This window comes from Sulfitobacter sp. EhC04, from assembly GCF_001650875.1.
Taxonomy (GTDB): Bacteria; Pseudomonadota; Alphaproteobacteria; order Rhodobacterales; family Rhodobacteraceae; genus Sulfitobacter.
In genome coordinates, this window is the sequence record NZ_LXYI01000045.1 from 1 (window position 1) to 25,527 (window position 25,527).

Consider the following 25,527-nt stretch of genomic DNA (forward strand, 5'->3'; position numbering starts at 1 on the left):
TTGCGGGGCTGGTGGCGGGGGCCATGTCGATGGCGGCGGGGGAATATGTCTCTGTCAGTTCGCAGGCGGACACCGAAGCGGCCGACATCAGCCGCGAGCGGCAGGAATTGCAGGCTGCGCCTGAGGCGGAACTGGATGAGCTGACCCAGATCTACGTCGAACGGGGCCTTGATCCGGATCTTGCGCGGCAGGTCGCGGTGCAATTGACCGAGAAAGACGCCCTCGGCGCACATCTGCGGGACGAATTGGGCATTGGCGACACGGGCTCTGCCCGGCCGGTGCAGGCGGCGCTTGTCTCTGCCGTGACCTTTGCGGCGGGGGCGGTGATCCCGCTGATCGTCGCGGCCCTTGCCGGATACGGGCAGATCGGTCTTTTGGTCGCGCTGACCACGCTGGTCGCACTTGCCGTACTGGGCGCGCTTGGGGCTGTCGTGGGCGGTGCAGGGCTGATCAAGGGCGCAGCGCGTGTCATGTTCTGGGGCGCGCTTGCCATGGCCGCGACCGCCGGTGTCGGCATGATATTCGGGGTCAGCCTCGGCTGACGTCCGGCGCACCGCTTTCTGGCTGATGCCCGGCCTGGTCCCGGGGGGGTGCTGCCCGGCGGTGCGATGCGCAAATACCTGCGTTGAGACCACCGCGACATCCCATGCCGCACAGACACTGTGCATCTAACCCAGCTTTGCAAAACGGCGTCCCGCGCCTAACTTATGTCCAAGCAACAGGAGACTTGACATGAGCTGGAACCCCGCCCTCGACCCCGATTGCCCCACAGGCGATGCCGTGGATGCCATTGAAACCGTGATCGTCCCGCGCGCCCGTGATCTGGGCGGCTTCGAAGTCCGCCGTGCGCTGCCTGCGCCCAAGCGGCAAATGGTTGGTCCCTTCATCTTTTTCGACCAGATGGGCCCGGCAGAATTCCTGACCGGCAAGGGGATCGACGTGCGCCCGCATCCGCATATCGGCCTCGCGACGGTGACCTATCTCTACAAGGGCAAGATCCACCACCGCGATTCCCTTGGCACCGATCAATGGATCGAACCCGGCGCGGTCAACTGGATGGTGGCAGGCCAGGGCATCACCCATTCCGAACGGGCCGATGGCGAAATGATCAAGGCACCGCACAGCCTTTTCGGCTTGCAGACCTGGGTTGCACTGCCGAAAAAATACGAGGATGAGGCCGCCGATTTCCAGCATGCCGCCAAGGAAGAGCTGCCGCTGCTGGAGGGCGAAGGCAAACATGTGCGCCTGATCCTGGGCGATGCCTATGGCGAGACGGCACCGGTCAGGGTGTTCTCAGAGACCTTCTATGCCGACGCGCTGCTGGAGGCGGGGGCCTCCATCCCGATGCCGGACAATCACGAAGACCGGGGGCTTTACGTGGTCTCGGGCAGCGTCACAGTCAGCGGACAGGATTTCGAAGCGGGCCAGATGCTGGTGTTTCGCCCCGGCGACCGGATCAGCGCGCGTGCAGGGGGGCAGGGCGCGCGGGTCATGTTGCTGGGCGGGGCCACGATGGACGGGCCGCGCCACATCTGGTGGAATTTCGTGGCCTCCTCGAAAGACCGGATCGACGCGGCAAAGGAAGCATGGCGCGCGGGCGACTGGGCGCATGGCCGCTTCAAACTGCCGCCGGGCGACGATACTGAATTCATCCCCGCCCCCGCGCGATAGGGCCGGATGGGGGCGCGGCAGGCGTGGTTTTGTCGTCGGTGAATATTTCTGCATTTTCGTCGGGTTTGCGTCTTGACGCCTAGCGCCCGCGCTCATATTACCACCAAACGCTTCGGGGCCTGCCCCGGAGCTGCAGTGGGCGGTTGTAGCTCAGTTGGTTAGAGTACCGGCCTGTCACGCCGGGGGTCGCGGGTTCGAGCCCCGTCAACCGCGCCACCGCTGCATAAAAGGCTCCCGTTTCGGGGGCCTTTTTGCTTTTGTATCAGGGGTTTGGCGATGAGTGCCTGGGCGGGGAAGCCTGACCGCCCGTCACCGATGTGATGCCCTGCAGGGCCTTAACAATCCTTTATTCCACCGTGTAAGAGGAGGGCATGAACATTTCCGCCATTCCCCATGCCCGGCTGGGCATCTTTTGCATGTTGGCGGGGATGTTTCTGATTTCCGTCAACGATATGCTGATCAAATCCCTGTCGGGGGGCTATCCGCTGCACCAGCTTGTGATGTTCCGCTCGGTTGTCGGGCTGGTCTTTACCCTTTTCCTGCTGAGGATCGAGGGGGGCTGGCGCCTGCTGCGCACCGGAAGGCCGCTGTTGCACCTGCTGCGGGCCTTGCTGATCGTCTTTGCAAACACCATGATCTATGCCGCCATCGTGGCCATGCCGCTGGCCACGGCCAATGCGCTTTATTTCGTGGCACCGCTCTTCGTGACGCTGCTGTCGATCCCGATTCTGGGCGAAAAGGTCGGGCCGCGCCGCTTTGCCGCGATCGGGCTGGGGTTCGGTGGTGTGCTTTTGATGATGACGTCGCAACTGGGCACCGGAGAGGGCGCTTTGGGATGGGTGGTGATCCTGCCGGTATTGGCCGCTGCGGGCTATGCAACCATGTCGGTGCTGACCCGGAAACTGGGGGCGACCAGCCGCGCCTCGGCGCTGGCGCTGCACATGCAGATCGCCTTTATCGCCGTCAGCGCCTGCGTTTTTCTGGTGGCGGGGGACGGGCGGTTTGCCGCAGACACCGAAAATGAAAGCATCCGGTTCCTGCTGCGGGCCTGGGTCTGGCCGCCGGTGGATGATTTCCTGCCTCTTACGCTTCTCGGGCTGGTCGCGGCCTGCGTGGGTTACCTCATGGCGCAGGCCTATCGGCTGAGCCCGGCCTCGGCGGTGGCCCCGTTCGAATATTCCTTGCTGATCTACGCGTTGTTCTGGGGCTGGACGATATTCGGCGAATGGCCCGCGCCGATGGTCTTTGTCGGGGCCGCTGTCGTGATCGGGTCGGGGATCTATGTCTTTGTGCGCGAAGGGCAGCGCAAGTCAGTCCGCCGCGTGTGACATCGCGCGCGATTCGCGGCGGTCGAAACGGGCCACCAGAAAATCCACGAAGGCCCGGATCGTCGGCGACAAGTTACGTTTCTGCGCATAGCTTACAGCGACATCCGCGTGGTTTTGCGTATATTCCGGGAACAATCGGATCAGGTCGCCAGATGCGATCTTGTCCTCCACCAGATAGGTCGACAGGCGCGCGATCCCCAGGCCGGAAAGTGCTGCGATAAAGACGGCATCGGCGCTGTTGCCCTCGAAATTGCCGTCCGCCTCCACCGAATAGCGGATACCGTCCAGATCCGCATGCCAGGCGTTGCGTCCGCGCGCGTTCGATGTACGCAGGCAATTGAACCGGGTGAGATCGGAAAAGGCGGCAGGTTTGCCGTGGCGCGCGATGAATTTGGGGGCTGCGCAAAGGATGCGTTCGTTGCGCATGATCCGCCGCACGATCACATTGGGGTTGGTCAGTTGTTCGGCAAAGCTGATGGCGGCGTCAAAGCTTTCTTCCTCGATGTCGATGGTCCGGTCGGTCAGTTCCAGCGAAAACTTGATGTCCGGGTATTTTTCCAGGAATTCCGGCAGGACATGCATCAGTTGGGACTTGCCGAACGCGACGCTGGAGGCCACGCGCAACGGGCCGGAGGGCGCGTCACTGAAGCTGCTGATATAGTCTTCGGCCTCATAGAACTTCTCTGCCACGGCGCGGCATTTTTCATAATACCGTTTGCCCTCGTCGGTCAGCGACACGCCCGCGCGGGTGCGCCGCAACAGGCGGTGGCCCACGTGGTCCTCCAGATGGCCGATCTGTTTGCTGACCGCCGAAGGGGTCTGACCACTGGTGCGCGAGGCGGCCGAGATGCTGCCCATCTCGACCACCCTCACAAAGGCCAACATCTGCGATGAAACGTCCATGACGTTGCGAAACCTTTCCTGTTCGGCATAGCCCCTATGCGCATTTGACGGGTTCTAATTCAGCTGGTTGCCGACTATCTCTGCATTGCAGCATAATACTGCACCGCAGCATAATCAAGAAAAGGAGTGGTCGTAATGGCAACTGCAACACATCGCAACCAACCTCTCGCACAAGGTTTCGGCACCTATCTGAGCATTCGTTTTCAGCACCTGGGCGCCGCCCTCAAACTGGCCCAGAGGCGTCGGGCCGTTTACCGGCGCACTGTCAATGAACTGGTCGGTCTGACCGACCGTGAACTGGCCGATCTTGGCATCCCGCGCGCGCACATCCGCCGCGTTGCCAGCGAAGCCGCAGGCATGGAGAATTAAGATGGCCGATCACAGCACAATCGACAACCATGGCGCATTCCTTGACCGCGCCGCAGATCTTCCGGGCCTGCTGGCACGCAATGCCGCGTCGCTGACCCGCAAATTTGGCAAATCCGCCCGTCGCGGATTCAAGATGTTGCAATATGGCCGTATGCTTTCGGTTCTGAGCGCAAGCAGCGACCAGCAGCTTGAAGCGATGGGTATCACCCGCGCGGACATCCCGCAGCACGCGGCTCTTCTGATCGAATATGAATACGACGGCCTTTAAGAAGGTCTGACAGAATTTCGCGCGGCTCACCCCGCGCCCACAGATCAACGGTGCGCCACATTGATGCGTGCGCCGTTGCCAGGCAACCGGTCTCGCTCCTCCCAGAGAACACCGGGTGCCGACCTTAACGGTGCTTCCTCCCTGAAGCCGTTATACAGACCGGCACGCTCACCTCCTCCCGAGCGTGCCGGTCCCTGTCTTTCCAGGTCAGCCGATCCGCATCAGGTCAGCGCATCCAGGATGCGCGCCCAGGACCGGATGCCCTTATGAAAACTTTCCATGTCGTATTTCTCGTTCGGAGAATGCAGCGCGTCGTCGTCCTTGCCAAAGCCGATCAGCATCGGTTCGGTGCCGAGGATCTGCTGGAAGTGACCCGCGATCGGAATCGACCCGCCGCAGCCGATATAGGCCGCCGGGATCTGCCATTCATCCGACAGTGCCTGACGCGCCTTTTCGAACATCGGCCCCGAGATATCTGCACCGGAGGCGGCGCTTGCACCATGTCCGTGGAACGTGACCTCGCAATCGGCGGGCAGGGCGTTCTGCACCATGGCGCGGAAGTTTTCCCGGATTGCCAGCGGGTCCTGGGTGCCGACAAGGCGGAATGAAATCTTGGCATGGGCCATTGCGGGCAGGACGGTCTTGAACCCGTCGCCGGTGTAGCCGCCCCAGATGCCATTGACCTCGCAGGTGGGGCGCGACCAGATCATCTCAAGTGGGGTGCGGTCCTGCTCGCCCGCCGGGATGCTCAGGCCGACATCGCCCAGGAACCCTTCGTGGTCGAAGGCAAGACCCTGCCATTGCGCCTCCAGCTCATCGGACAGTTCCGGCACGCCGTCGTAGAATCCGGGGATGGTGACGCGGCCGGTCTCGTCGTGCAGATTCGCGACAATGCCGCTGAGCACGCGGATCGGGTTCATCGCAATACCGCCGTACATGCCGGAATGCAGGTCCTTGTTGGCGGCGGTTACCGTCAGTTCCTCGCCCAGCAGGCCGCGCAGCATGGTCACGATGGCGGGGGTCCGGGATTCGAACAACCCGGTGTCGCAGATCAGAGCGATGTCGGTTTTCAGTTCCTCGGCGTTCTCCTGCATGAAGGGCACCAGTGAGGGGGAGCCGGATTCCTCTTCGCCTTCAAGGAAAAAGGTGATGCGGCAGGGCCAACCGCCCTTGACCTCTTTCCATGCGCGCAGCGCCTCGACAAAGGTCATCAGCTGGCCCTTGTCATCAGACGAGCCGCGCCCCCGGATCACCTTGCCCTTGGCGGTGTCCTGAATTTCGGGATCGAAGGGGTCGCGGTCCCACAGGTTCAGCGGGTCGACGGGCTGCACGTCGTAGTGGCCGTAAAACAGCAGATGCGGGCCCGTGTCGCCCAGGTGACCCACCACCATCGGATGCCCCGGCGTGGGACGTTTGCTGGCGTCGATGCCCATGGCGGTCAGATCGGCGACCAGCCAGTCGGCGGCGCGGTCGCAATCGGGTTTGAACGCGGGATCGGTCGAGATGGAGGGGATTCGCAGAAGGTCCAGCAGGCGGTCGGTCGCGGCGGGCAATTCGGCGTCGATACGGGCGAGGACGGCGTCTAGGGTCATGGGTATTCTCCGGTTGTCAGGCTGTTTGGCGCGACCGTATCAGGCAGGTCGGCAGTGTCCAGAGACGGGCAGGCTCGGGGCGGTATGCGCGAACGGAAAATGCGCTTGCCAGGGGAACTTTGTAAATGAAGACATGTCATTTTTGACATGTCTTCATTTGCAAGGAACCGGCAGATCGGGCGGGAAAATGTCCGGGGCCGCCATGGCGCTTCCTGCTACAGGTGACCCCCCGGACGCTGCCAGATGCCATGGGTCTTAAACGCGTCAGGCGGCAGAAGATGCTTCAGTGCAAACGCGACACGCTCTGGCGGCGGCTGATGGCCCATCCCAGCGCCAGGCACAGGGTTGCGGAGGTTGCAAAGGACAGGGTCAGAAGGGCCGGGCTGCCTGTGTAGTTCTCGCTGATGATGGTGCCCACAGGGATGGAGATGGCGGTGGACAATGCGCCCACCACGGCAGCGCCCAGCCCGGCGATATGGCCCAATGGCTCCATCGCCAGGGCGTTGAGGTTGCCGAATAGCAGCCCCATGAAAAAGAAGTTGCACACCAGCCATGCGATGAAGAGCCCGAAGGGCGGCAGCCCGTCGGTGGCCAGCGCCACGGCCCCAAAGGCACAGCCGCCAAGAATAACGCCGCTCAATGCGATATTGGACAGAAAGCGCATGCCAAGGCGCTCGACCAGCGCAGAGTTCACGATCGCGGCGACCCCGATGGAGAACGCGCCGGCGGCAAACCATAGCGTGAAGGACAGCCCGGTGTCATAGGTCACCTGGAAAATCTGTTGGGCCAGGCTCAGATAGGCCAGGAAGGGACCAAAGATCAGCCCGGCGCAGATCGTATAGCCGATGGCGGCCGGGGTAGTCAGGATCGTCTTCATCCCCGAAACCAGGTTGCCAACCGACAGCGGGCGGCGCGCCGTGGCAGGCAGGGTTTCGACCTGGCGCAGGGTGAACCATATCCAGGTCACGCCCGCCATGATCAGCAGCAGCGTAAAGGTGGCGCGCCAACCAGAGAATGAGATCAGGATTTGCCCGATGCTGGGGGCGATAGCGGGCACCAGGATGAAGACAGCCATGACAAAAGACATGATCCGCGCCATTTTCCGGCCTGCGTAACCGTCCCGCACGATGGCCACCGCGATGATCCGGGGGCCGGACATGCCCACACCCTGCAACAGCCGCCCCGCCAGCATGACTTCGAAACTGGCCGACAGCAGGCACATGAGTGTGCCGATGCAGAACACGATATAGCTGATGTGGATCACCGGCTTGCGGCCATAACTGTCAGACAACGGCCCGACCAGAAGCTGCCCCACCGCGAATCCGGCAAACAGGACCGAGATGACAAGATGTCCGTCCATCGGGTCGGGGTGCCCCAGATCGGTTGCGATCAACCCCAGTGCGGCCAGCATGATGTCGGTGGTCAAGGCAACCAGCGAGATCATCAGGGCGGTCAGGACGATGAATTCGACGAGGGAGGGGGCAGGTTTAGAAACTTTCATGTCTTTCTTTCGCCCAAGCGGCCCGCCTGTGCAATGCTCAACACCGTCATGGCAGCCATTTGCGGAGCGCACGGCCCGGCTGGTAGGGCATTCCTGACTTTCGCGGCCCTGCGACACCACGTACACTCTTGAGAAGTTGAATGTTTGAGGGTGTTTCTATATTCGTTCTAAAAAGAACACGATTTCGGCTGCCTTGCCTGATCTCGTGGTTGCCAGGACTGGAGAGGCGCATGGACTACACGACAAAGCTGGATGAGGCGATTGCGCGTCTGCACGAAGAAGGTCGTTACCGCACGTTCATTGATATCGAGCGGCGCAACGGACATTTCCCCCATGCGGTCTGGACCCGTCCGGACGGGGCCGAACAGGACATCACCGTCTGGTGCGGAAACGACTATCTCGGCATGGGGCAGAACCCCATCGTTCTGGACGCCATGCAAGAAGCGTTGCAGGCCACCGGCGCGGGCTCGGGCGGGACACGCAACATTTCCGGCACCACGGTCTATCACAAGCGGCTTGAGGCGGAATTGGCCGATCTTCATGGCAAGGAAGGCGCGTTGCTGTTCACCTCGGCCTATATCGCCAATGATGCTACGCTGTCGACCTTGCCCAAGCTTTTTCCGGGTCTGATCATCTATTCCGACGCGCTGAACCATGCCTCCATGATCGAGGGCGTGCGCCGCAATGGTGGGGCGAAACGTATTTTCCGGCACAACGACGTGGAACATCTGCGCCAGCTGCTTGAGGCCGACGACCCTGCCGCGCCCAAGCTGATCGCCTTTGAATCGATCTATTCGATGGACGGTGATTTTGGCCCGATCGAGGCAATCTGCGACCTGGCGGATGAATTCGGCGCGCTGACATACATCGACGAAGTGCATGCTGTCGGCATGTACGGCCCACGCGGCGGCGGGGTTGCCGAACGCGACCGGCTGATGCACCGGCTGGACATCATCAACGGCACGCTGGCCAAGGCATTTGGCGTGATGGGCGGCTATATCGCGGCCTCTGCCAGGATGTGCGATGCGATCCGCTCCTATGCGCCCGGCTTTATCTTTACCACCTCGCTGCCGCCTGCGATTGCGGCGGGTGCTGCGGCTTCGGTGGCCTATCTCAAGCGGGCGACGGACCTGCGCGAAAAGCATCAGCAGCAGGCCAAGGCATTGAAATTGCGGCTGAAAGGTCTGGGCCTGCCAATCATTGACCATGGCAGCCATATCGTGCCCGTGATGGTGGGCAACCCGGTTCATACCAAGCTGTTGTCTGACATGCTGCTGGAAGACCACGGCATTTATGTACAGCCGATAAACTATCCCACGGTGCCGCGCGGCACCGAGCGGCTGCGCTTTACCCCGTCCCCGGTTCACGGCCCGCGGGAAATGGATGCGCTGGTCCATGCGATGGACGGTTTGTGGTCGCATTGTGCGCTGAATCGTGCCGAAGCCGCTGGCTAAGCAGCTAAAACTCGTATTGCCCGTTGCCTTGTGCTAGTTTTGACTTAACAAAAGGTCAGACTCGAATCGGCTGCACGGTATCGGGTTAAGGCTGCAGGCATAGAAACGACGGGGCATGGCATATGATCGGGCGTTGGTCCTCCAAGGTCATAGAAGACGAGATAGTTGAACCCAAAGGGTTTGACGACTTTGACCTGCGCCTGGGCGATGTCATGCGCGGTGAACGCGCCACCATGGGCAAATCCCTGCTGGATGTTCAGCGCGAACTGCGGATCAAGGCCTCCTATATCGCCGCCATCGAAAATGCCGACCCGGATGCCTTTGACACGCCCGGTTTCATCGCCGGTTACGTGCGGTCCTATGCGCGCTACCTGAACATGGACCCTGACAAGGCCTTTACGTCGTTTTGCACCGAATCCGGTTTTGCCGTGGCGCATGGGATGTCCGCCGAAGCCTCGGTGATCAAGAAACCCAGCTTTGAAGAACGCCGCAAGCGCCCGTCGGAGGCTGATCTTTTTGCGCGTCCGAACACGCCTTTCACCCCCGTTGCGGACAGTATCCTCAGCCGGATCGAACCCTCTGCCATCGGGTCGATGCTGGTGCTGGTCGTGCTGATCGGTGCCATCGGGTTCGGCGGGTGGAGCGTGTTGCAGGAAGTGCAGCGCGTGCAGGTCGCCCCGGTGGACCAGACCCCCGTTGTCCTGTCGGATCTCGATCCGCTGGACGGTGCGCTGTCGGCGGCACCCGAAACCGGCGGTTCCTCGGACGCGCCGGAAGCCATTGACGCGCCCCGCGCCGATGCGCTGGACCGGCTCTATCGCCCGCAGGCGCTGGATGTGCCTGTGCTGGTCGCCCGCGACGCCCCGATTTCCACCATTGACCCGCGCTCTGTCGGGAATTTCCCGGACCTGTCCACCACCGGGTCGCCTGCCGTGATCCAGACCGCAGACCTGACGCTGGATGCTGTGCCGGGGACGCTTGGTCAGGGTGGTGCCGTCCCACAGGTTGTGGAAGGGGCCGCAGGGACCGTGCGCATGGTTGCCGCTTATCCGTCCTGGGTGCGTGTGACGGCTGCAAATGGCTCTGTCATCTTTGAAAAGGTGATGAACAAGGGCGATACCTACGATATTCCCGCCACGGAAGAGCCGCCAACCCTGCGCACCGGGGAATCCGGGGCGCTCTATTTCGCGCTGGCGGATGCCTGTGTCGGCCCGGTGGGTGCGCGCGGTGCCATCACGTCGAACCTGCCGCTGCATCACGAAGCGCTTGCTGAACTCTACGCGCCGGTCGACCCGACGCAGGAGCAACCGCTGAGCCGGATGTTTGCCGACCTTGCGGGCAGCGACATCGACCCCGCGATACTGGCGGCGATGCCCTGCCAGACCCGGTAGAACAACCGGTCACACCCATTGCGAACAGACTGCCGAATGTCTAGGTTCCCGATGAATTCGCAAGCCTCGGGAAGCCGTAATGTCGCTCAATCACATACGTCCATGGCGCAATATCTACCGTCGTAAAAGCCGTCAGATCATGGTGGGCAATGTCCCAGTGGGGGGCGATGCGCCGATCACGGTCCAGACTATGACCAACACGCTGACCACCGACGTGAAGGCGACGATTGCGCAGGTGCAGGCGGCGGCGGATGCGGGCGCGGATATCGTGCGCATCTCGGTCCCGGACGAGGCATCTTCCAGGGCGCTGCGGCAGATCGTGCCGGAGGTCTCCGTGCCGATCGTGGCCGACATCCATTTCCACTACAAACGCGGGATCGAAGCGGCAGAGGCGGGCGCGGCCTGCCTGCGCATCAATCCCGGCAACATCGGTGACGAGAAACGCGTGCGCGAGGTCATCAAGGCCGCGCGCGATCACAATTGTTCGATCCGCATCGGGGTAAATGCAGGCTCGCTGGAACGCCACCTGCTGGAAAAATACGGCGAACCCTGCCCGGACGCGATGGTGGAAAGCGGTCTGGACCACATCAAGATATTGCAGGACAACGATTTTCACGAATTCAAGATCAGCTGCAAGGCTTCTGACGTCTTCATGGCCGCCGCCGCCTATCAGCAACTGGCAGAGGCCACGGATGCGCCCATTCATCTCGGGATCACAGAGGCGGGGGGGCTGACCTCCGGCACCATCAAATCGGCCATCGGGCTGGGCAACCTGCTGTGGATGGGCATCGGCGACACGATCCGCGTCAGCCTGTCTGCCGACCCGGTGGAAGAGGTCAAGGTCGGCTATGAAATTCTGAAATCGCTGGGCCTGCGGCACCGGGGCGTGAACATCATTTCCTGCCCCAGCTGCGCGCGCCAGGGCTTTGACGTGATCAAGACGGTCGAGGCGCTGGAAAAGCGGCTGGACCACATCAAGACGCCCATGAGCCTCAGCATCATCGGCTGTGTGGTCAATGGCCCGGGTGAGGCGCTGATGACCGATGTGGGCTTTACCGGCGGCGGGGCGGGTTCCGGGATGGTCTATCTTGCGGGCAAGCAGAGCCACAAACTGGGCAATGACGGCATGATCGACCATATCGTCGAACAGGTTGAAAAACGCGCCGCCGAGATCGACGCGCAAGAGGTCGAGGCGGCGGAGTAATCAGCCCAGGTAACGCCGCAAGACCACGGGCGGGATGTGGCCCCGCAGGATCATGCCGGGCAGTACGTAAAAGGGCAGGTCTGCCATCCCCAGTCTCTCTGCCAGCGCCGCCGAAGTTGGGTTTGCAACGTCATGCAAGGTGAATGTCGCCCCGTAATCTTTTGATATTGCGCGCATTTCATTCACCGCCCTCGTGCATTCCGCGCAATCGGTTCCGATGAACAGGGCAATCTGGCGATCAACCAGAATTTCAGTCTCCAACGCGCGCAAAAGCTGTTGATCGTCTTCGATCTCTTGCCGGATTTCCTGTGCAGCAGGATTTTGCGGATTCAGCGCCCGGTCGACGATTTGCGGCTCAGCCAGCAGCAGCGCCCTGATCTCAGCGCGAAATGCGGCACGTTCCGCCGCCGTCAGATTGAAGATATCCGATTCAGCCCAGCCGGGACCGGCCGCTAGAAAGGCGGCCAACATCAGGGTTTTGTGCAAGGGTCATCCCCGTTTGTCGTCCACGATGGCGCGCATCTGGTCGTAGGGCAGGTAGCCGCGCAGCATTTCGTCGTGCACCACAAAGGTCGGCGTGCCGGAAATCTGCAGGGTCTGCGCCAGCGCGCGGGTCTGCGCGATCTCTTGCGTCACCTCTTTGCTGTCCATCTGCGCCTCGATGGCGTCCGCATCCAGTTCCAGCGTTTCTGCCATCCGGCGCATTGCCGGCACGGTGACAGAGCCGCTATAGGCCATCAGCGCGTCGTTCATCGCCTTGTAGGCATCGCCGCCTGCCACCTGTTTGGTCGCGATGGCAAAGCGTGAGGCGAGCACGGATTCGTCACCCAGAATCGGCAGTTCCTTGACGATGATGCGGATGTTTCCGTCTGTTTCCAGCAGTTTGGCCACTTCGCCATGGGCGCGTTTGCAATAGCCGCAGCGGTAATCGAGGAATTCGACCAGCGTGATGTCGCCTTCCAGATTGCCCCCGACCCAGGAATAGCCATCGTCAAAGATCGCATCGGCGTTGTCCGAGACCATGTTCACATCGGCTTCGGCCTGTGCTTCGGCTTCGCGGGTTTGCAGCAGTTCGACCGCTTCCATGATTACCTGCGGGTTGTCCATCAGATAGGCGCGCACCTCGGCCCGGAATTGCGCGCGTTCCGCGTCTGTCAGTTCGGTCAGGTCCATGGCGCTGGCGGGCAGGGCCAGGGCGGCGGCAAGGACGACGGCAGAGACAGGGGCGATCAGGCGGGGCATCATGGCAAATCTTTCCTAGGGGCGCGGGTTGACGGCGCACCGATGACAGGGTGAAACGTTGCGCAACATTAGGAGCAAGCCCATGCGAAGTTCAACCCGGTCGGCTGTCGATCCCTTTATTGTGATGGATGTGATGCAGGCCGCCTCGGCAGCAGAGGCCGCGGGCCGTCATATCATCCATATGGAAGTCGGACAGCCCGGCACCGGCGCGCCCCAGGGCGCGGTGGCGGCGCTGGGGCAGGCGATGGAGCAGGGGGCACTGGGCTATACTGTCGCGCTGGGGCTGCCCGCGCTGCGCGCGCGCATCGCGCAGATGTATGGCGACTGGTACAACGTCGATCTTGATCCGGGCCGGGTGGTGATCACGCCGGGGTCTTCGGGGGCGTTCATTCTGGCCTTCACCGCGCTTTTCGATACCGGCGACAGGGTTGGCATCGGCGCGCCGGGCTATCCCAGCTACCGCCAGATCCTCAAGGCGCTGGCATTGCAACCGGTGGACCTGCCCACATCGCCACAGAACCGCTATCAGCCTGTTCCGGCTGACTTTTCCGGCATGGACCTGGCCGGGTTGATGGTCGCTTCACCCGCCAATCCCACCGGCACCATGCTGGACCGCGACGCGATTGCGGCGCTGGTCGGGGCCTGCGACGCGGCGGGCACCTCGTTTATCTCGGACGAGATTTATCACGGCATCGAATATGACAAGAAGGCGGTCACCGCGCTTGAGGTCACCGATGACTGCTATGTGATCAACTCGTTTTCCAAGTATTTCTCCATGACCGGCTGGCGCGTGGGCTGGATGGTGGTGCCCGAGGATCATGTGCGCGTGATTGAGCGGATTGCGCAGAACATGTTCATCTGCGCGCCCCATGCCAGCCAGATCGCAGCACTGGCCGCGATGGAATGCGATGGTGAGTTGCAGGGCAACATGGATGTCTACCGCGCCAACCGCGCGCTGATGCTGGAGGGGTTGATCGAGGCCGGGTTTACCAAGATCGCACCGCCAGATGGTGCGTTCTATGTCTATGCCGATGTCTCTGACCTGACCAGTGACAGCCGCAGCTTTGCCGCAGAAATCCTTGAAAAGGCGGGGGTTTCGGTGACGCCGGGGCTTGATTTCGACCCGGCGCGGGGGCTGTCGACCTTGCGGTTCTCCTATGCCCGCAGCACGGCGGATATTGCCGAAGGGCTGGCGCGGCTCAAGGCCTTCATGGCGGCGCGCTGAGGCTGGCGGCAGGGCGGCATTGGTGCTACCTTTGCCACAACAACAGCGTCAAGCGGTGGCACATGCGGGCATTATTTTCGACATTTCTGGCTTTGATCCTTTGGGCGGCACCCGCCCCGGCACAGGAACTGACCGCGCTGGCCCGTGTGGACGGCGCGCGCAGCGAAATCACCGATGGCTGGTTCGGCAAGACCGATATCTCGCTGGGCCTGAGCCAGGGGGTGCCGTTCCGGGTGTTCCTGCTGGATGATCCCGCGCGGCTGGTGGTCGATTTCCGCGAGGCCGACTGGGCCGGGATCACCCCGCAGATGTTGCTCGCTGAACCGGGCCGGGTGTCGGCGGTGCGGTTTGGCGCGTTCCAGCCCGGCTGGTCGCGGCTGGTGGCGGATCTGGCGGTGCCGATGATCCCGACCGAGATCGGCATGCCGGTGGACGCAGCCAGCGGGAATGCAACGCTTGAAATTGCCCTGAAGGAAGTGGACGCCGAAGCCTATAAAGCCGCCGCCGGTGCGCCGGTGGACCCGGCCTGGACCAAGGCGCTGGTCGCTCCGCCCAGGCCCAAGGGAACGGAAAAGGACCGTTTCGTGGTGGTTCTGGACCCCGGCCATGGTGGCATCGACCCCGGCGCGGAAAGCGACGGGATCGCCGAAAAGGACCTGATGCTGAGTTTCGCGCGGGCGCTGCGCGACACGCTGGTGCGCGCAGGCGTCGAGGCGGTGCTGACCCGTGACGAAGATATCTTTGTCGCACTTGAACACCGCGTTGCCATCGCCCATCAGCAGGACGCCGATCTGTTCATCTCGCTTCATGCCGACAGCCTCAGCCAGGGCGGGGCCAAGGGTGCCACCGTCTATACCCTGTCGGATGCGGCCAGCGATGCGGCAACGGAACATCTGGCGTCGCGCCACAACCGGGCCGACATCATTGCGGGCGCTGACCTGACCGGCTCCGACGATCAGGTGGCAGGCGTCCTGCTGGACCTTGCCCGACAAGAGACAGAGCCGCGATCCGCCGCCCTGGCGCAGGTGTTGGTGGAGGGCATGACCAAGGCGGGCGGCCCGATGAACCGCCGACCGATGCGCCGCGCGGGCTTTTCGGTGCTGAAATCTGCCGACATCCCGTCGGTGCTGATCGAAGTGGGGTTCCTCAGCAACGAACGCGACCTGAACAACCTGCGCGACCCGGTGTGGCGGTCGGTCATGGTCAACGGTCTGGCGGATGCGATTCTGGCATGGCGCGACGCGGATGAGGCCCGCGCCCCGCTGGTGCGACAATAACACCGCGTTCTTAGGCTCTGGGCGGTAAACAGCCCAGTGAAGGGGCTTTGCTGTTTTGACCATTCCGGCGCGGACAGATATAAGTTCGCAGAGTTTTCCGTGACCAGAAGGGCTATGCGCCGTGTTCCGATTCATCCTGTCATTCTTTGGCGGCATCTTTACGACCCTGACGATGAGCATCGGCATGGTGGCGCTGACCATTGGTGCGATCTTCTGGATGTACGGGCGCGACCTGCCCAGCCATGAAAGCCTTGCGCAATATACGCCGCCGACGATCAGCCGGATCTATTCGGGGCAGGGCCGCCTGATTGACGAATTCGCCAAGGAGCGCCGCCTGTTCGCCCCTGCCGACACGATCCCCGATCTGGTGAAACAGGCGTTCATTTCCGCCGAGGACAAGAATTTCTACAGCCACGAAGGCTATGACCTGCGTGGCATCGCGGCGGCGGCCATTGATGCGGTGAAATCGCGGGGGCGCGACGTGCGCGGTGCCTCCACCATCACCCAACAGGTGATGAAGAACTTCCTGCTGTCCGGCGACCGCCGGGCGGAGCGCAAGATCAAGGAAATCATCCTTGCCGCGCGGTTGGAAGAATCGCTGCCGAAGGAAAAGATCCTGGAGCTTTACCTGAACGAGATTTTCCTCGGACAGAACTCCTATGGTGTGGCAGCGGCCAGCCAGACCTATTTCAACAAGACATTGGCCGAACTGGCCCCGCATGAGGCCGCCTTTCTGGCCTCGCTGCCCAAGGCCCCGTCGGATTACCACCCGGTGCGCCGCAAGGACCGTCTGATCGCCCGGCGCAACTATGTGCTGAAGGAGATGGAGGACAACGGCTACATCTCTGAAGCGGTCTACGAAAGCGAGCGTGCGCAGCCGCTGCGGTCGGTCCAGAACGGCGATTTCGAAAGCTTCAAGGCGGAACTGCCGCCGCGCGATTACTTCACCGATGAAATCCGCCGCCAGTTGTCCAATGACTTTGGCGAGGGCGAGTTCTTTACCGGCGGGCTGACCGTGCGGGCGACCATCGACAACGAGATGCAGCCGATTGCCGCCAATGCCCTGCGCCTTCAGCTTGAGCAATACGACCGGGGACGTGGTGTCTGGAACGGCACCGGCAAGAAAATCGCGGCGGAACAGCTGACGTCGGAGGAAAGCTGGCGTGCTGCGCTGGCGGACATCCGCGTGCCGCGCGACATCGACCTTGAGAACCAATGGTATCCGGCTGTGGTGCTGGACGTCGGTGACAGCGATGCGCGCATCGGCATCGAGGGGATCGAGGAAGACGCGGATGGCCACTGGATTCCGGCCAAGGATGTGCAATGGGCGCGCAAGCGACTGGAAAACGGCAAGCTGGCCAGCAAGGCGCGTGTCGCCGGTGATCTGGTTGCGGTCGGCGATGTGGTGCTGGTGCGCCGGATGACGGCGGATGCGGATGGAGCGTTTATTCGCTGGACACTGCGGCAGGTGCCGGAAGTGCAGGGCGCATTTGTCGCGATGGACGTGAACACAGGCCGCGTGATCGCCATGCAGGGCGGATTTTCCTACCAGGATTCGGTCTTTAACCGGGCGACGCAGGCACAGCGGCAGCCGGGGTCGTCCTTCAAGCCGTTCGTCTATGCCGCGGCGCTCGATTCCGGCTATAGCCCCGCCACCATCGTGGTGGATGCGCCGATCGAGATCAACACGCCGCAGGGCGTCTGGCGGCCCCGGAACTCTTCCAACAAGTTCTACGGGCCAACGCCGCTGCGCACCGGCATCGAACAGTCGCGCAACCTGATGACGATCCGGCTGGCCCAGGAGGTCGGGATGGATGTGGTGGGCAGCTATGCCGAACGCTTTGGCGTCTACGACGATCTTGCCCCGGTGCTGGCCAACGCGCTGGGAAGCCAGGAGACCACGCTCTACCAGATGGCCGCAGCCTATGCGATGTTCGCCAACGGTGGTGAGCGGGTGCAGCCCACCCTGGTGGACCGGGTGCAGGACCGCTATGGGCGCACCGTGTACCAACACGACCAGCGCATCTGCAACGATTGCAAAATGGCAAGTCTTGCACCGGGGACCGCCCCGCGCATCATCTCGAACCGCGAGCGTGTGATGGACCCGGTCACAGCCTATCAGCTGACGTCGATGATGAAGGGCGTGGTGGATCGGGGCACGGCGGCGGGGGCGATCAACCTGCCGGTGCCGATTGCGGGCAAGACCGGCACAACCAACGATGCCAAGGACGTGTGGTTCATCGGCTTTTCGTCCAATGTTGTTGCGGGCTGCTACATCGGCTTCGACAATCCCAGGTCGCTGGGGCGCAGTGCCTATGGTGCCAGCATGTGCGGTCCGGTGTTCCAGCGCTTCATGAGCGAGGCCGTCAAGAAATACGGCGGCGGTGACTTCAAGGTGCCGGAACTGTGCAATTTCATCAAGATCGACCGTTTCTCGGGCGCGCGGCTGAGTGACAGCGCATCGGGCGGCAATGTCGTGTCCGAATGTTTCCGCGATGGCGAGGAGCCGATTTTCGGCATCACCTTCGATGGCGGTTTTGCCATGGGGGCCGATCTGCCGCTGGTCGAGGAACTGGGACAGGCCTCGCGGCAGGTCACCACCTCTACCGGGCGCAAGGCGACCGTCGGGCCGAAGGCGAGCTTTGGCACGCTGTCCTCGGGCGGTCTTTATTGACAGACGCGGGTGGGTGACCCCCACCCAAGGCGCGGTGCCGGGTTTATTCCCGGCTCAACCGCTTGTCCCTGTCGCGGCGCTGGTTTATCTGCGAAGGACCCAATCAAAGGCAGGCAAGCATGCGCGCAGAGGTACAAAACACCGTCGACGAAATCAGCAAGTCGCTGGAATTGCTGGCGCAACGGCTGAACGTCGAGACCGCCCAGCACCGGCTGGAAGAGTTCAACGCCCGTGTCGAGGACCCGAACCTCTGGGACGATCCGGAGGCGGCGCAAAAACTGATGCGCGACCGGCAAGGGTTGGTGGATGCCATCGACACCTATGAGGGCATCAAGCAGGACCTGGCCGACAATATCGAACTGATCGAACTGGGCGAAATGGAAGACGACGCCGAGGTGGTCGGTGACGCGGAGCGCGCGCTCAAGGCGCTGGCCGAAAAGGCCGCGCAGAAAGAGCTTGAAGCGCTGCTGGACGGCGAGGCCGACGGCAATGATACCTTTCTTGAGATCAACTCCGGTGCCGGTGGCACCGAAAGCTGCGACTGGGCGCAGATGCTGGCGCGGATGTATGTCCGCTGGGCGGAAAAGAAGGGCTACAAGGTCGAGCTTCAGGCCGAAAGCGCCGGTGAAGAGGCGGGGATCAAATCCGCCACCTACAAGATCGCGGGGCATAACGCCTATGGCTGGCTGAAATCCGAAAGCGGCGTGCACCGGCTGGTGCGGATCAGCCCGTTCGATTCAGCGGCCAAGCGGCACACGTCCTTCACCTCTGTCAAAGTCTATCCGGTGGTGGATGACAACATCGAGATCGAAGTGAACCCCTCTGATATCCGCATCGACACCTATCGGTCTTCGGGGGCGGGCGGCCAGCACGTCAACACCACGGATTCCGCTGTGCGGATCACCCACCATCCCACCGGCATCGTGGTGACCTCCTCCGAGAAATCCCAGCACCAGAACCGCGACATCGCGATGAAGGCGCTGAAATCACGGCTCTACCAGATGGAGTTGGACAAACGGTCCGCGCTGGTGAACGAAGCGCATGAAAGCGCGGGCGATGCGGGCTGGGGCAACCAGATCCGGTCTTATGTCTTGCAGCCCTACCAGATGGTCAAGGATCTGCGCACCAACTACGAGACCTCGGACACCAAGGGCGTGCTGGACGGTGATCTTGACGGGCTGATGGGGGCCACGCTGGCGCTGGCCGTCAGTGGCAAGAGCCGGGCCGAAGCGCAGGGCGGCTGAGCGCCGGGGGCCCTTTGCCCCCGGACCCCCGCGCGTATTTCTGGCATAAAGAGGCAAGGGGATTGCGCCTTCTTGTAAAGAAGTGCTCATGTGTTTTCATGGATATTCTGGACATGGATGCGCTGGCGCAATCGGCGGCGATTGAAGCGGGCGAGCTGAGCGCCGCCGATCTGATGCAAGCCACGCTGGCGCGGATCACGGCGGTGAACGGGACCGTGAATGCGGTGGTCGCCCTGCGCGATGCTGATGTGCTGATGCAGGAGGCACGGGCGGCGGATGCGGCCCCGCGCAAGGGCTGGCTGCACGGCATTCCGATGGCGATCAAGGATCTGGCGAATGTGGCGGGGCTGACCACCTCCAGCGGCTCGCCGCTGCTGGCCGATATGGTTGCCCCGAAGGATGACCTGATTGTCAGCCGCTTGCGCGCGGCGGGGGCGCTGATCATCGGCAAGACCAATACGTCGGAATTCGGCCTGGGCAGCCATACGTTCAACCCGGTCTACGGGGCCACCACGAACCCCTATGATGCGACCCGGTCGGCGGGAGGCTCCTCTGGCGGGGCGGCGGCGGCGCTGGCGGCGCGGATACTGAGCGTCGCGGATGGGTCCGACATGATGGGATCGCTGCGCAACCCGGCAGGATGGAACAATGTCTATGGCATGCGTCCCTCCTGGGGGGATGTGCCTGCGGAACCCGCGCGGGAGATGTTCCTGCATCAACTGGCGACCCTGGGCCCGATGGCACGCAGCCCGGCGGACCTCGCGGCGTTGCTGGACACGATGACCGGGGCCGATCCGCGCCATCCCCATGGTCAAAGCCCCGCAGATACCTTGCCGCAGATCGACATGCCGCCGGGCCGTCGGCGGATTGGCTGGCTGGGGGATTGGGGCGGTGCCTTGCCCTTTGAGCCGGGGATACTGGCCGGGAGCGAGGCGGCATTGGCGCAATTTTCCGATCTGGGCCATCAGGTCGAGACGCTGGCGCCTCCGTTCCCGGCCGATGCGATGTGGGACAGTTGGATCACCCTGCGGTCCTTTTCGGTCGCGACAGGGCTGGCAGAGATCTATCTGAACCCGCAAACCCGTGGCGCGCTGAAGGAGGCCGCGCAATGGGAGATCGGGCGGGGCCTCGCGATGGATGCGATGACGGTCCACCGCGCAAGCGAGGTGCGGTCGGACTGGTTCAGATCTGCGGCCGACCTGTTCGACAGGCTGGATGTGCTGGTGCTGCCCTCGGCGCAGGTCTGGCCGTTTGACGTGACCCTGACCCATCCGGTGCAGATTGCCGGGCAGGTGATGGACACTTATCACCGCTGGATGCAGGTTGTGGTGCCAGCCAGCCTGATCGGTCTGCCGGTGGTGAACATTCCCGCAGGCTTTGGCGAGAACGGGTTGCCGCTGGGGCTGCAACTGATCGGGCGGCGCGGCAGCGATGCGCAATTGTTGCAGCTGGCGCAGCAATGGCATGGCGCGACCGATTGGCCGCAGAAAAGACCCCCGGTTATCTGAACGGCGGGTTTGGCGCGGGCAGGGCGCTTTCACGGCCCTGCGCCACCAGCAGTGCCCGCAGCATTGCGGCGTCAGGGTGGTTCGTCTCAAGCGCAAAGACATGGGCGTGGGTCAGATAGAACGCCGCGCGGTCGGGTGCCTGCGCCTGCGCGGCGGCCTGTTGGTAAAGGGTCACCAGCGCCCGCAGGTCTTTCGCTGCATGGGCTGCCAGCAATTCCCGTTCCAGTTCGATCACTCGGCGGCCTGCGGCAGGCTGCGGTGTCGTTCAACCTGTGCGGCGACCCAGTCGTGAAACAGATGGGTCGGCCCGTCCATTGCAGGCGAGAACCGTCCGCCATCGAAGGTCGGGGCGTGCCGCCCCCGCTGCATGCCCTCGACGACAAAGACATCCTCGTCAAAGACCTCTTTCCATTGTGCGGCGTTGCGGCTGCGCAGTGCCGGGTCCGTCTCGGGCCGGGCATAGAAGATATGCACCTGTTCGACCGTGCGTTCCTGGCTTTCGGGAACCAGGATGATGGCAAAGCTGTGGTCGCGGTGCACGCCCATCAGGACATTGGGGTAAACGGTGATGTATTCCGCTGCCGTGTCCCATTTGTCGCTTATACCGGCAAAATCGGGAAAGCTTTGGCCCGCCTCATCCTTGAGCTGCCGGTAGACCAGCGTGCCCTGGCCGGAGAACCGGCCCGCTGCCTCGATGTGATAATGATCCTCCAGCCGGGAATAGCTGTTCAGGCCGGGGTGCACCCAGGGCAGGTGGTAGCTTTCGCAGTAGTTCTCGACCGCCAGTTTCCAGTTGCAATCGACGGGGATCTGGAAACGGCTGTCATCGCCGCCGTGGTACAGGGGCTGGTCGAATTCGGCCCAGCGGGCCAGCAGGTCAGCATGGGCATCGGCAAAGGCCGGGGCCTGGCCGGAGACGTTGATAAAAATCACCTCCATCCAGATGTGGCTGCGGATTTCCACCAGACCCAGCAGAGCGCGGTCGATGCCCTCATGGGTGTTCTGGCCCGGTCCCCCCACATGCGGGGTGCTGACCAGACGGCCATCCGTCGCATAGCACCAACTGTGATAGGGGCAGCGGATTGCGCCTTCGATATTGCGCGGCTCCGCGACCAGGATCATGCCCCGGTGGCGACAGGTGTTCTGGAACACGCGCACCGCGCTTTGGCGGTCGCGGACGATCAGCAGGGGCATGCCGAGAAAGGTGATGGGCACCGCATCGCCAATGTTGGGAACATCGGCGGTCACGGCCAGCCCTGCCCAATTGTCGAAAAGGACGGCCTGTCGTTCCTCGGCAAAGACTGCGGGGTCGATGTAATGGGGGTTCGGCAGGCCATTTGCCTGCGCGATAGGGCGTCTGACACTGCTCAGGTCGGTCCGGTGCTGGGCCATGCTGCTCTCCTGCTGCTGGAACGACGTTAGCAGAAGCGCGCGCGCGCGTGTTTCCCGCAGCGACCCGTTTTTATCACGGGCGACATCCCGGCCTGGGGCAGATGGGCGTGCCGGATCAGGAAAACGGCACGTCCGGACGCAGCAGCCGCTTGTGGAACGGTTGCAATCCGTCCAGGTCGTGCAGGCCGGAGGTGCGGGCTGCGGGCAGGGCATCAGATACCTTTGGGCCAAGGTATTCATAGACCAGCCGGGTCACGCGTATCCCGCCTGCGGATTCAGGCACTGTCCGGGTCACATAGCCGACCCAAAAGTTGTTTTCGATTGATGCGGCACGACCGAGATAGTTGAAAGACATGGTCATGGCGTTGGCGCGTGCGGCGATAATGGTGATCCCTTCGTCCTGCCGCATGACCGCACCACGAAATTCACGCGATTTGGTGTTGGTGGGCAGGCCCTGGATGCGCATTGCCTCTTTAGTCTCAAATCCGCGCAGCCGGGTGTTTGACCGATCCCGCCCGACCAGCACCAGCGACACAACAAACCGGTCCGGATCGACAAAGCTGCGCCTGGAGAATCGGTAGAATCCACTTGGGAAGTATTCCTCTGACACCTGCCGGGTGCCTGGGCCAATGAAATCGCGCAGATATGGGCTTGAAATCACACCCGGCCCGCAGGTGAGGCTTTCAACCGGTTCGAGCAGGACGCGTGCATCGACCCCAAAGAAACAGCAGATGCGGGCCAATATGTCCGGCCGGGGAAAACTCTCTCCGGAAAGATAGCGATTGAACTGGGTCCGGTTGATCGACAATTGCCGCGCCAGGTCGGAAATTGAGGCATGGCTTTCGGCAAGCTTCCGCAGGTTCGCACCAAAAACATTGCGCAATTCTGCAGGAGATTGTTTACTTGCTTCCATATTCTCGCTGAGGTGGAAAAAACAGGATGATTTTATGGCGTTCAATTGTCGTATTTGAATGATGATAATTATTTCGAAGCTGTTCAACGTCAAGCCTGTTGCTTACTTGTGTCAGCCAGACGCCAGATCGCCTCAATTTGAAGCAATCTGACGGAAATTGTTCATACTCTCCGTAGGGTTGATGTAGTTAGATTAAGATAGAACTAATTTAGGTTATTTGATGTTGGGTGTGGTCCTTTGGAGTGATCCTGTTGACCGAAAGGCAGTCTTCTGGTGCGAGGACCAGGGGGATCTGGCGTTCTATGCTGCCGGACCGGCGACAGACCCATGCGACGGTTTTCTTGATGCGGGGGACATGGTGACGTTCTCCACCGATATCGTTGGCAAACTGCGCAAAGCGCGTGACGTCACACTGGTGCAGGAACAGGTCTGTGCCGATCTGCCCGAAAAACTGCGCGACACGTCGCAGGCGCCGGCAAAGACGCCGGCGGGGGGCAAACGGATTCTGTCGTTTGTTTCGCCGTCTGTGCCACAGGTCGTCCACTGCCAGTTTCGCAAGCGCAATGCCTGAAAGGAATGGCCCCTGATCCGGGCTTGACGGCGCTGTGTCAATCGCCTCGTGACAATGCGGCGACCCCGGTGCGGGCCACTTCGGTCAGGCCGAGCGGGCGCATCAGATCGGCAAAGGCGTCAATCTTTTCCGGCGCGCCGGTGATCTCGAAGACAAAGCTTTCCAAGGTGCTGTCCACCACGTTGGCGCGAAAGATATCGGCCAGCCGCAACGCTTCGACGCGGTGCTCGCCCTTGCCGGAAACCTTGAACATCGCAAGCTCGCGTTCCACGCTCTTGCCCTCGACCGTGAGGTCATGCACCTCATGCACCGGCACGATGCGGCCCAGTTGCGCCTTGATCTGTTCGATCACCTGCGGCGTGCCCGAGGTCACGATGGTGATGCGGCTCAGATGGCCGGTGTGATCCACTTCGGCCACGGTCAGGCTGTCGATGTTATAGCCACGCCCCGAGAACAGCCCGATGACCCGCGCCAGCACACCCGGTTCGTTTTCGACCAGCACGGCCAGCGTGTGACGCTCGATCACGTCAGAGAAGTTGGGCCGCAGGTTATAGGCGGAATGGCTGGTCGCGCCTTTTTTGATTTTCAGAGCTGACATGGAACATTCCTTTGGAAATGCAGGGTATTTTAACTGTTGATATGGGCCGGGGAGGCCGGGTGGTTGCGCAGCCAGACCGTGACCGCACCCGCCGCGGCCAGCAGCGTCATGGAGAACGGCAGCACCGCGCAGATCACGCAGACCACGGCCATGGCGGGCAACAGCAGCAAGGCGGTGCCGCTGGCAAGGTGACGGTCCCGCACCAGCCACAGGCCCAGCAGAAAGGCCGCCATCGGCAGGGCCACTGCCATGTCGCCCGCCATCTGGGTGGTATGGGCGTGATGCGTGGCCAGTTCGACCTGAACCGCCAGACCCGCGCCCATGGCCGCACCTGCGCCAAAGACGATATAATGGCCATAGCCCCAGCTCAGCGCGCGGCTCAGCTTGGTCGAGGTCAGGTGGTCTTCTTTGCAAAAGTACAGCCACCACAGGGCAAAGGTGATGACCACGCCGCAGAAGGCCATCCAGATCAGGCCAAGGGACAGACCGTCGGTTGTTGCGGTGCTGATCGCCATTGATCCGGCCAGCAGCGCCTCGCCCAGAACGATGATGGTCAGCAAGCCGTAGCGTTCGATGATATGGTGCCGGTGCCACGGGGTTGTGGCGGCACGTTCGGCAAAGGCCGGCACGGCCAGTTCCAGGGCCACACCGATCACCACCAGCAGAGCCAGCGGCAGGCCGAAGGCCAGCAACAAGGGCAGGACCAGCCAGAATATCTGTGCGATGCCGATGCCCGCAGCATAGCGTTTGGCGGTTTTGGCCCGTTCCGCATCACCGCGTGCAGCCCCCAGCCACATCGCGATCATGCCGACACGCATGATCACATAGCCGATGATCACCACGGTCAGGTTCAACTCGGAAAACAGCAGTGTCTGACCGGCGGCCATGACCAGCGCGCCGAACATGATGATCATGGTCAGCAGGCGATAGGCCACGGAATCGTCATCATAGGCCGAGGCGAACCAAGTGTAGTTCATCCAGGCCCACCAGATGGCAAAAAACGCCAGCAGATAGCGCAGCAGCCCTTCCATCGCGTGACCTTCGGCGACCGCATGATGCAGGCCCGCCGCAGCCGCCGCAATCGCGATGACCGAAACAAGGTCAAAGAACAGTTCCAGCGGTGTCGCCGCCCGGTGCCCTTCGGCACTGTCGCGGGGCGCAAACTTCAGATGCTCGGACAGGATGTTCGAAAGCGCGCCCAT

The 25,527-nt window shown here is 62.3% G+C and carries 24 protein-coding genes and 1 tRNA gene; 15 read left to right on the plus strand and 10 right to left on the minus strand.

From position 1 onward, the window contains the following. From A8B82_RS17430 to A8B82_RS17445, 4 genes are all read left to right on the plus strand, one after another. Window positions 1-542, plus strand: a 542-nt coding sequence (locus A8B82_RS17430) for a VIT1/CCC1 transporter family protein (RefSeq protein WP_067295285.1), incomplete at its 5' end; no start/stop codon positions are given. Window positions 543-732: 190 nt separating this feature from the next. Continuing rightward, a complete protein-coding gene (locus A8B82_RS17435; RefSeq protein ID WP_067295288.1) occupies window positions 733-1,671 on the plus strand; it encodes a pirin family protein in 939 nt (312 codons plus the stop codon). Between the two features lie 139 nt (window positions 1,672-1,810). Beyond that, window positions 1,811-1,887 (plus strand) — tRNA-Asp (locus A8B82_RS17440). Between the two features lie 155 nt (window positions 1,888-2,042). After that, complete coding sequence (locus tag A8B82_RS17445) at window positions 2,043-2,999, plus strand: DMT family transporter (RefSeq protein ID WP_067295291.1); 957 nt, start codon at window positions 2,043-2,045, stop codon at window positions 2,997-2,999. Here A8B82_RS17445 and A8B82_RS17450 read toward each other — a convergent pair. Further along, on the minus strand, window positions 2,982-3,902 hold the full coding sequence (locus A8B82_RS17450) for a LysR family transcriptional regulator (protein ID WP_067295293.1): 921 nt from the start codon (window positions 3,900-3,902) through the stop codon (window positions 2,982-2,984). The genes A8B82_RS17445 and A8B82_RS17450 overlap by 18 nt on opposite strands. Window positions 3,903-4,037: 135 nt before the next feature. On the opposite strand from A8B82_RS17450, the gene A8B82_RS17455 reads away from it, so the two are divergent. Then, complete coding sequence (locus A8B82_RS17455; protein WP_067295296.1) at window positions 4,038-4,271, plus strand: DUF1127 domain-containing protein; 234 nt, start codon at window positions 4,038-4,040, stop codon at window positions 4,269-4,271. Between the two features lies 1 nt (window position 4,272). Continuing rightward, on the plus strand, window positions 4,273-4,539 hold the full coding sequence (locus tag A8B82_RS17460; RefSeq protein ID WP_067295299.1) for a hypothetical protein: 267 nt from the start codon (window positions 4,273-4,275) through the stop codon (window positions 4,537-4,539). Window positions 4,540-4,760: 221 nt separating this feature from the next. Here A8B82_RS17460 and A8B82_RS17465 read toward each other — a convergent pair whose 3' ends face one another. Both A8B82_RS17465 and A8B82_RS17470 read right to left on the minus strand, forming a co-directional pair. Beyond that, window positions 4,761-6,131 (minus strand): M20/M25/M40 family metallo-hydrolase, encoded by a 1,371-nt coding sequence (locus A8B82_RS17465; RefSeq protein ID WP_067295302.1) that lies wholly within the window; start codon window positions 6,129-6,131, stop codon window positions 4,761-4,763. Window positions 6,132-6,414: 283 nt separating this feature from the next. Next, window positions 6,415-7,632, minus strand: coding sequence for a multidrug effflux MFS transporter (locus A8B82_RS17470; RefSeq protein WP_067295304.1), 1,218 nt, complete (start codon window positions 7,630-7,632; stop codon window positions 6,415-6,417). A 230-nt stretch (window positions 7,633-7,862) separates the two neighbouring features. Here A8B82_RS17470 and hemA point away from each other — a divergent pair, with 230 nt between their 5' ends. The 3 genes from hemA (at window position 7,863) to ispG (ending at window position 11,681) form a co-directional block, all read left to right on the plus strand. Continuing rightward, window positions 7,863-9,086 carry a 5-aminolevulinate synthase gene (gene hemA / locus A8B82_RS17475; protein WP_067295307.1) on the plus strand — a complete coding sequence of 408 codons (1,224 nt, stop codon included), beginning with the start codon at window positions 7,863-7,865 and terminating at the stop codon, window positions 9,084-9,086. A 122-nt stretch (window positions 9,087-9,208) separates the two neighbouring features. Continuing rightward, window positions 9,209-10,477, plus strand: coding sequence for a helix-turn-helix domain-containing protein (locus A8B82_RS17480; protein ID WP_067295310.1), 1,269 nt, complete (start codon window positions 9,209-9,211; stop codon window positions 10,475-10,477). A 79-nt stretch (window positions 10,478-10,556) separates the two neighbouring features. Then, window positions 10,557-11,681: a flavodoxin-dependent (E)-4-hydroxy-3-methylbut-2-enyl-diphosphate synthase gene (gene ispG / locus A8B82_RS17485; protein ID WP_067295313.1), complete on the plus strand. Its 1,125-nt coding sequence runs from the start codon at window positions 10,557-10,559 to the stop codon at window positions 11,679-11,681. On the opposite strand, the gene A8B82_RS17490 is transcribed toward ispG, so the two are convergent. After that, window positions 11,682-12,167, minus strand: coding sequence for a disulfide bond formation protein DsbA (locus A8B82_RS17490; RefSeq protein ID WP_235604724.1), 486 nt, complete (start codon window positions 12,165-12,167; stop codon window positions 11,682-11,684). Window positions 12,168-12,170: 3 nt separating this feature from the next. Further along, complete coding sequence (locus A8B82_RS17495; protein ID WP_067295819.1) at window positions 12,171-12,923, minus strand: DsbA family protein; 753 nt, start codon at window positions 12,921-12,923, stop codon at window positions 12,171-12,173. Between the two features lie 82 nt (window positions 12,924-13,005). Here A8B82_RS17495 and A8B82_RS17500 point away from each other — a divergent pair, with 82 nt between their 5' ends. From A8B82_RS17500 to A8B82_RS17520, 5 genes are all read left to right on the plus strand, one after another. Then, window positions 13,006-14,148, plus strand: a complete 1,143-nt coding sequence (locus A8B82_RS17500; RefSeq protein WP_067295316.1) for a pyridoxal phosphate-dependent aminotransferase — start codon at window positions 13,006-13,008, stop codon at window positions 14,146-14,148. 62 nt (window positions 14,149-14,210) lie between these two features. Next, window positions 14,211-15,425 (plus strand): N-acetylmuramoyl-L-alanine amidase, encoded by a 1,215-nt coding sequence (locus A8B82_RS17505; protein WP_067295319.1) that lies wholly within the window; start codon window positions 14,211-14,213, stop codon window positions 15,423-15,425. A gap of 121 nt (window positions 15,426-15,546) precedes the next feature. Continuing rightward, window positions 15,547-18,099 (plus strand): penicillin-binding protein 1A, encoded by a 2,553-nt coding sequence (locus tag A8B82_RS17510; protein WP_067295321.1) that lies wholly within the window; start codon window positions 15,547-15,549, stop codon window positions 18,097-18,099. Window positions 18,100-18,218: 119 nt separating this feature from the next. Further along, window positions 18,219-19,343 (plus strand): peptide chain release factor 2, encoded by a 1,125-nt coding sequence (gene prfB, locus A8B82_RS17515; protein WP_067295324.1) that lies wholly within the window; start codon window positions 18,219-18,221, stop codon window positions 19,341-19,343. A 98-nt stretch (window positions 19,344-19,441) separates the two neighbouring features. After that, a complete protein-coding gene (locus A8B82_RS17520; protein WP_067295327.1) occupies window positions 19,442-20,851 on the plus strand; it encodes an amidase in 1,410 nt (469 codons plus the stop codon). Here the strand turns inward: A8B82_RS17520 and A8B82_RS17525 are convergent. From A8B82_RS17525 to A8B82_RS17535, 3 genes are all read right to left on the minus strand, one after another. Further along, window positions 20,844-21,086 (minus strand): hypothetical protein, encoded by a 243-nt coding sequence (locus A8B82_RS17525; RefSeq protein ID WP_443069347.1) that lies wholly within the window; start codon window positions 21,084-21,086, stop codon window positions 20,844-20,846. The genes A8B82_RS17520 and A8B82_RS17525 overlap by 8 nt on opposite strands. Then, window positions 21,083-22,243, minus strand: coding sequence for an aromatic ring-hydroxylating oxygenase subunit alpha (locus A8B82_RS17530; protein ID WP_067295330.1), 1,161 nt, complete (start codon window positions 22,241-22,243; stop codon window positions 21,083-21,085). Before A8B82_RS17530 ends, A8B82_RS17525 begins: the two co-directional genes overlap by 4 nt. A 115-nt stretch (window positions 22,244-22,358) precedes the next feature. Continuing rightward, window positions 22,359-23,156 carry a helix-turn-helix domain-containing protein gene (locus A8B82_RS17535; protein ID WP_067295333.1) on the minus strand — a complete coding sequence of 266 codons (798 nt, stop codon included), beginning with the start codon at window positions 23,154-23,156 and terminating at the stop codon, window positions 22,359-22,361. Between the two features lie 220 nt (window positions 23,157-23,376). Here A8B82_RS17535 and A8B82_RS17540 point away from each other — a divergent pair, with 220 nt between their 5' ends. After that, the gene (locus A8B82_RS17540; protein ID WP_067295336.1) at window positions 23,377-23,727 is read left to right on the plus strand and encodes a hypothetical protein; all 351 of its coding nucleotides are present in this window, start codon (window positions 23,377-23,379) and stop codon (window positions 23,725-23,727) included. Window positions 23,728-23,764: 37 nt separating this feature from the next. Here the strand turns inward: A8B82_RS17540 and ilvN are convergent, their stop codons facing one another. Then, the gene (gene ilvN / locus A8B82_RS17545; protein ID WP_067295339.1) at window positions 23,765-24,325 is read right to left on the minus strand and encodes an acetolactate synthase small subunit; all 561 of its coding nucleotides are present in this window, start codon (window positions 24,323-24,325) and stop codon (window positions 23,765-23,767) included. 29 nt (window positions 24,326-24,354) lie between these two features. Beyond that, window positions 24,355-25,527, minus strand: coding sequence for a low temperature requirement protein A (locus tag A8B82_RS17550; protein ID WP_067295341.1), 1,173 nt, complete (start codon window positions 25,525-25,527; stop codon window positions 24,355-24,357).

Coding starts and splice junctions, on each gene's coding strand:
- A8B82_RS17500 (WP_067295316.1), top strand. CDS start 13,006: ATGCGAAGTTCAACCCGGTCGGCTGTCGATCCCTTTATTGTGATGGAT.
- A8B82_RS17495 (WP_067295819.1), bottom strand. CDS start 12,923: ATGCCCCGCCTGATCGCCCCTGTCTCTGCCGTCGTCCTTGCCGCCGCC.
- A8B82_RS17520 (WP_067295327.1), top strand. CDS start 19,442: ATGGATATTCTGGACATGGATGCGCTGGCGCAATCGGCGGCGATTGAA.
- prfB (WP_067295324.1), top strand. CDS start 18,219: ATGCGCGCAGAGGTACAAAACACCGTCGACGAAATCAGCAAGTCGCTG.
- A8B82_RS17470 (WP_067295304.1), bottom strand. CDS start 7,632: ATGAAAGTTTCTAAACCTGCCCCCTCCCTCGTCGAATTCATCGTCCTG.
- hemA (WP_067295307.1), top strand. CDS start 7,863: ATGGACTACACGACAAAGCTGGATGAGGCGATTGCGCGTCTGCACGAA.
- A8B82_RS17450 (WP_067295293.1), bottom strand. CDS start 3,902: ATGGACGTTTCATCGCAGATGTTGGCCTTTGTGAGGGTGGTCGAGATG.
- A8B82_RS17480 (WP_067295310.1), top strand. CDS start 9,209: ATGATCGGGCGTTGGTCCTCCAAGGTCATAGAAGACGAGATAGTTGAA.
- A8B82_RS17460 (WP_067295299.1), top strand. CDS start 4,273: ATGGCCGATCACAGCACAATCGACAACCATGGCGCATTCCTTGACCGC.
- A8B82_RS17465 (WP_067295302.1), bottom strand. CDS start 6,131: ATGACCCTAGACGCCGTCCTCGCCCGTATCGACGCCGAATTGCCCGCC.
- ilvN (WP_067295339.1), bottom strand. CDS start 24,325: ATGTCAGCTCTGAAAATCAAAAAAGGCGCGACCAGCCATTCCGCCTAT.
- A8B82_RS17535 (WP_067295333.1), bottom strand. CDS start 23,156: ATGGAAGCAAGTAAACAATCTCCTGCAGAATTGCGCAATGTTTTTGGT.
- ispG (WP_067295313.1), top strand. CDS start 10,557: ATGTCGCTCAATCACATACGTCCATGGCGCAATATCTACCGTCGTAAA.
- A8B82_RS17505 (WP_067295319.1), top strand. CDS start 14,211: ATGCGGGCATTATTTTCGACATTTCTGGCTTTGATCCTTTGGGCGGCA.
- A8B82_RS17445 (WP_067295291.1), top strand. CDS start 2,043: ATGAACATTTCCGCCATTCCCCATGCCCGGCTGGGCATCTTTTGCATG.
- A8B82_RS17435 (WP_067295288.1), top strand. CDS start 733: ATGAGCTGGAACCCCGCCCTCGACCCCGATTGCCCCACAGGCGATGCC.
- A8B82_RS17530 (WP_067295330.1), bottom strand. CDS start 22,243: ATGGCCCAGCACCGGACCGACCTGAGCAGTGTCAGACGCCCTATCGCG.
- A8B82_RS17540 (WP_067295336.1), top strand. CDS start 23,377: ATGTTGGGTGTGGTCCTTTGGAGTGATCCTGTTGACCGAAAGGCAGTC.
- A8B82_RS17550 (WP_067295341.1), bottom strand. CDS start 25,527: ATGGGCGCGCTTTCGAACATCCTGTCCGAGCATCTGAAGTTTGCGCCC.
- A8B82_RS17455 (WP_067295296.1), top strand. CDS start 4,038: ATGGCAACTGCAACACATCGCAACCAACCTCTCGCACAAGGTTTCGGC.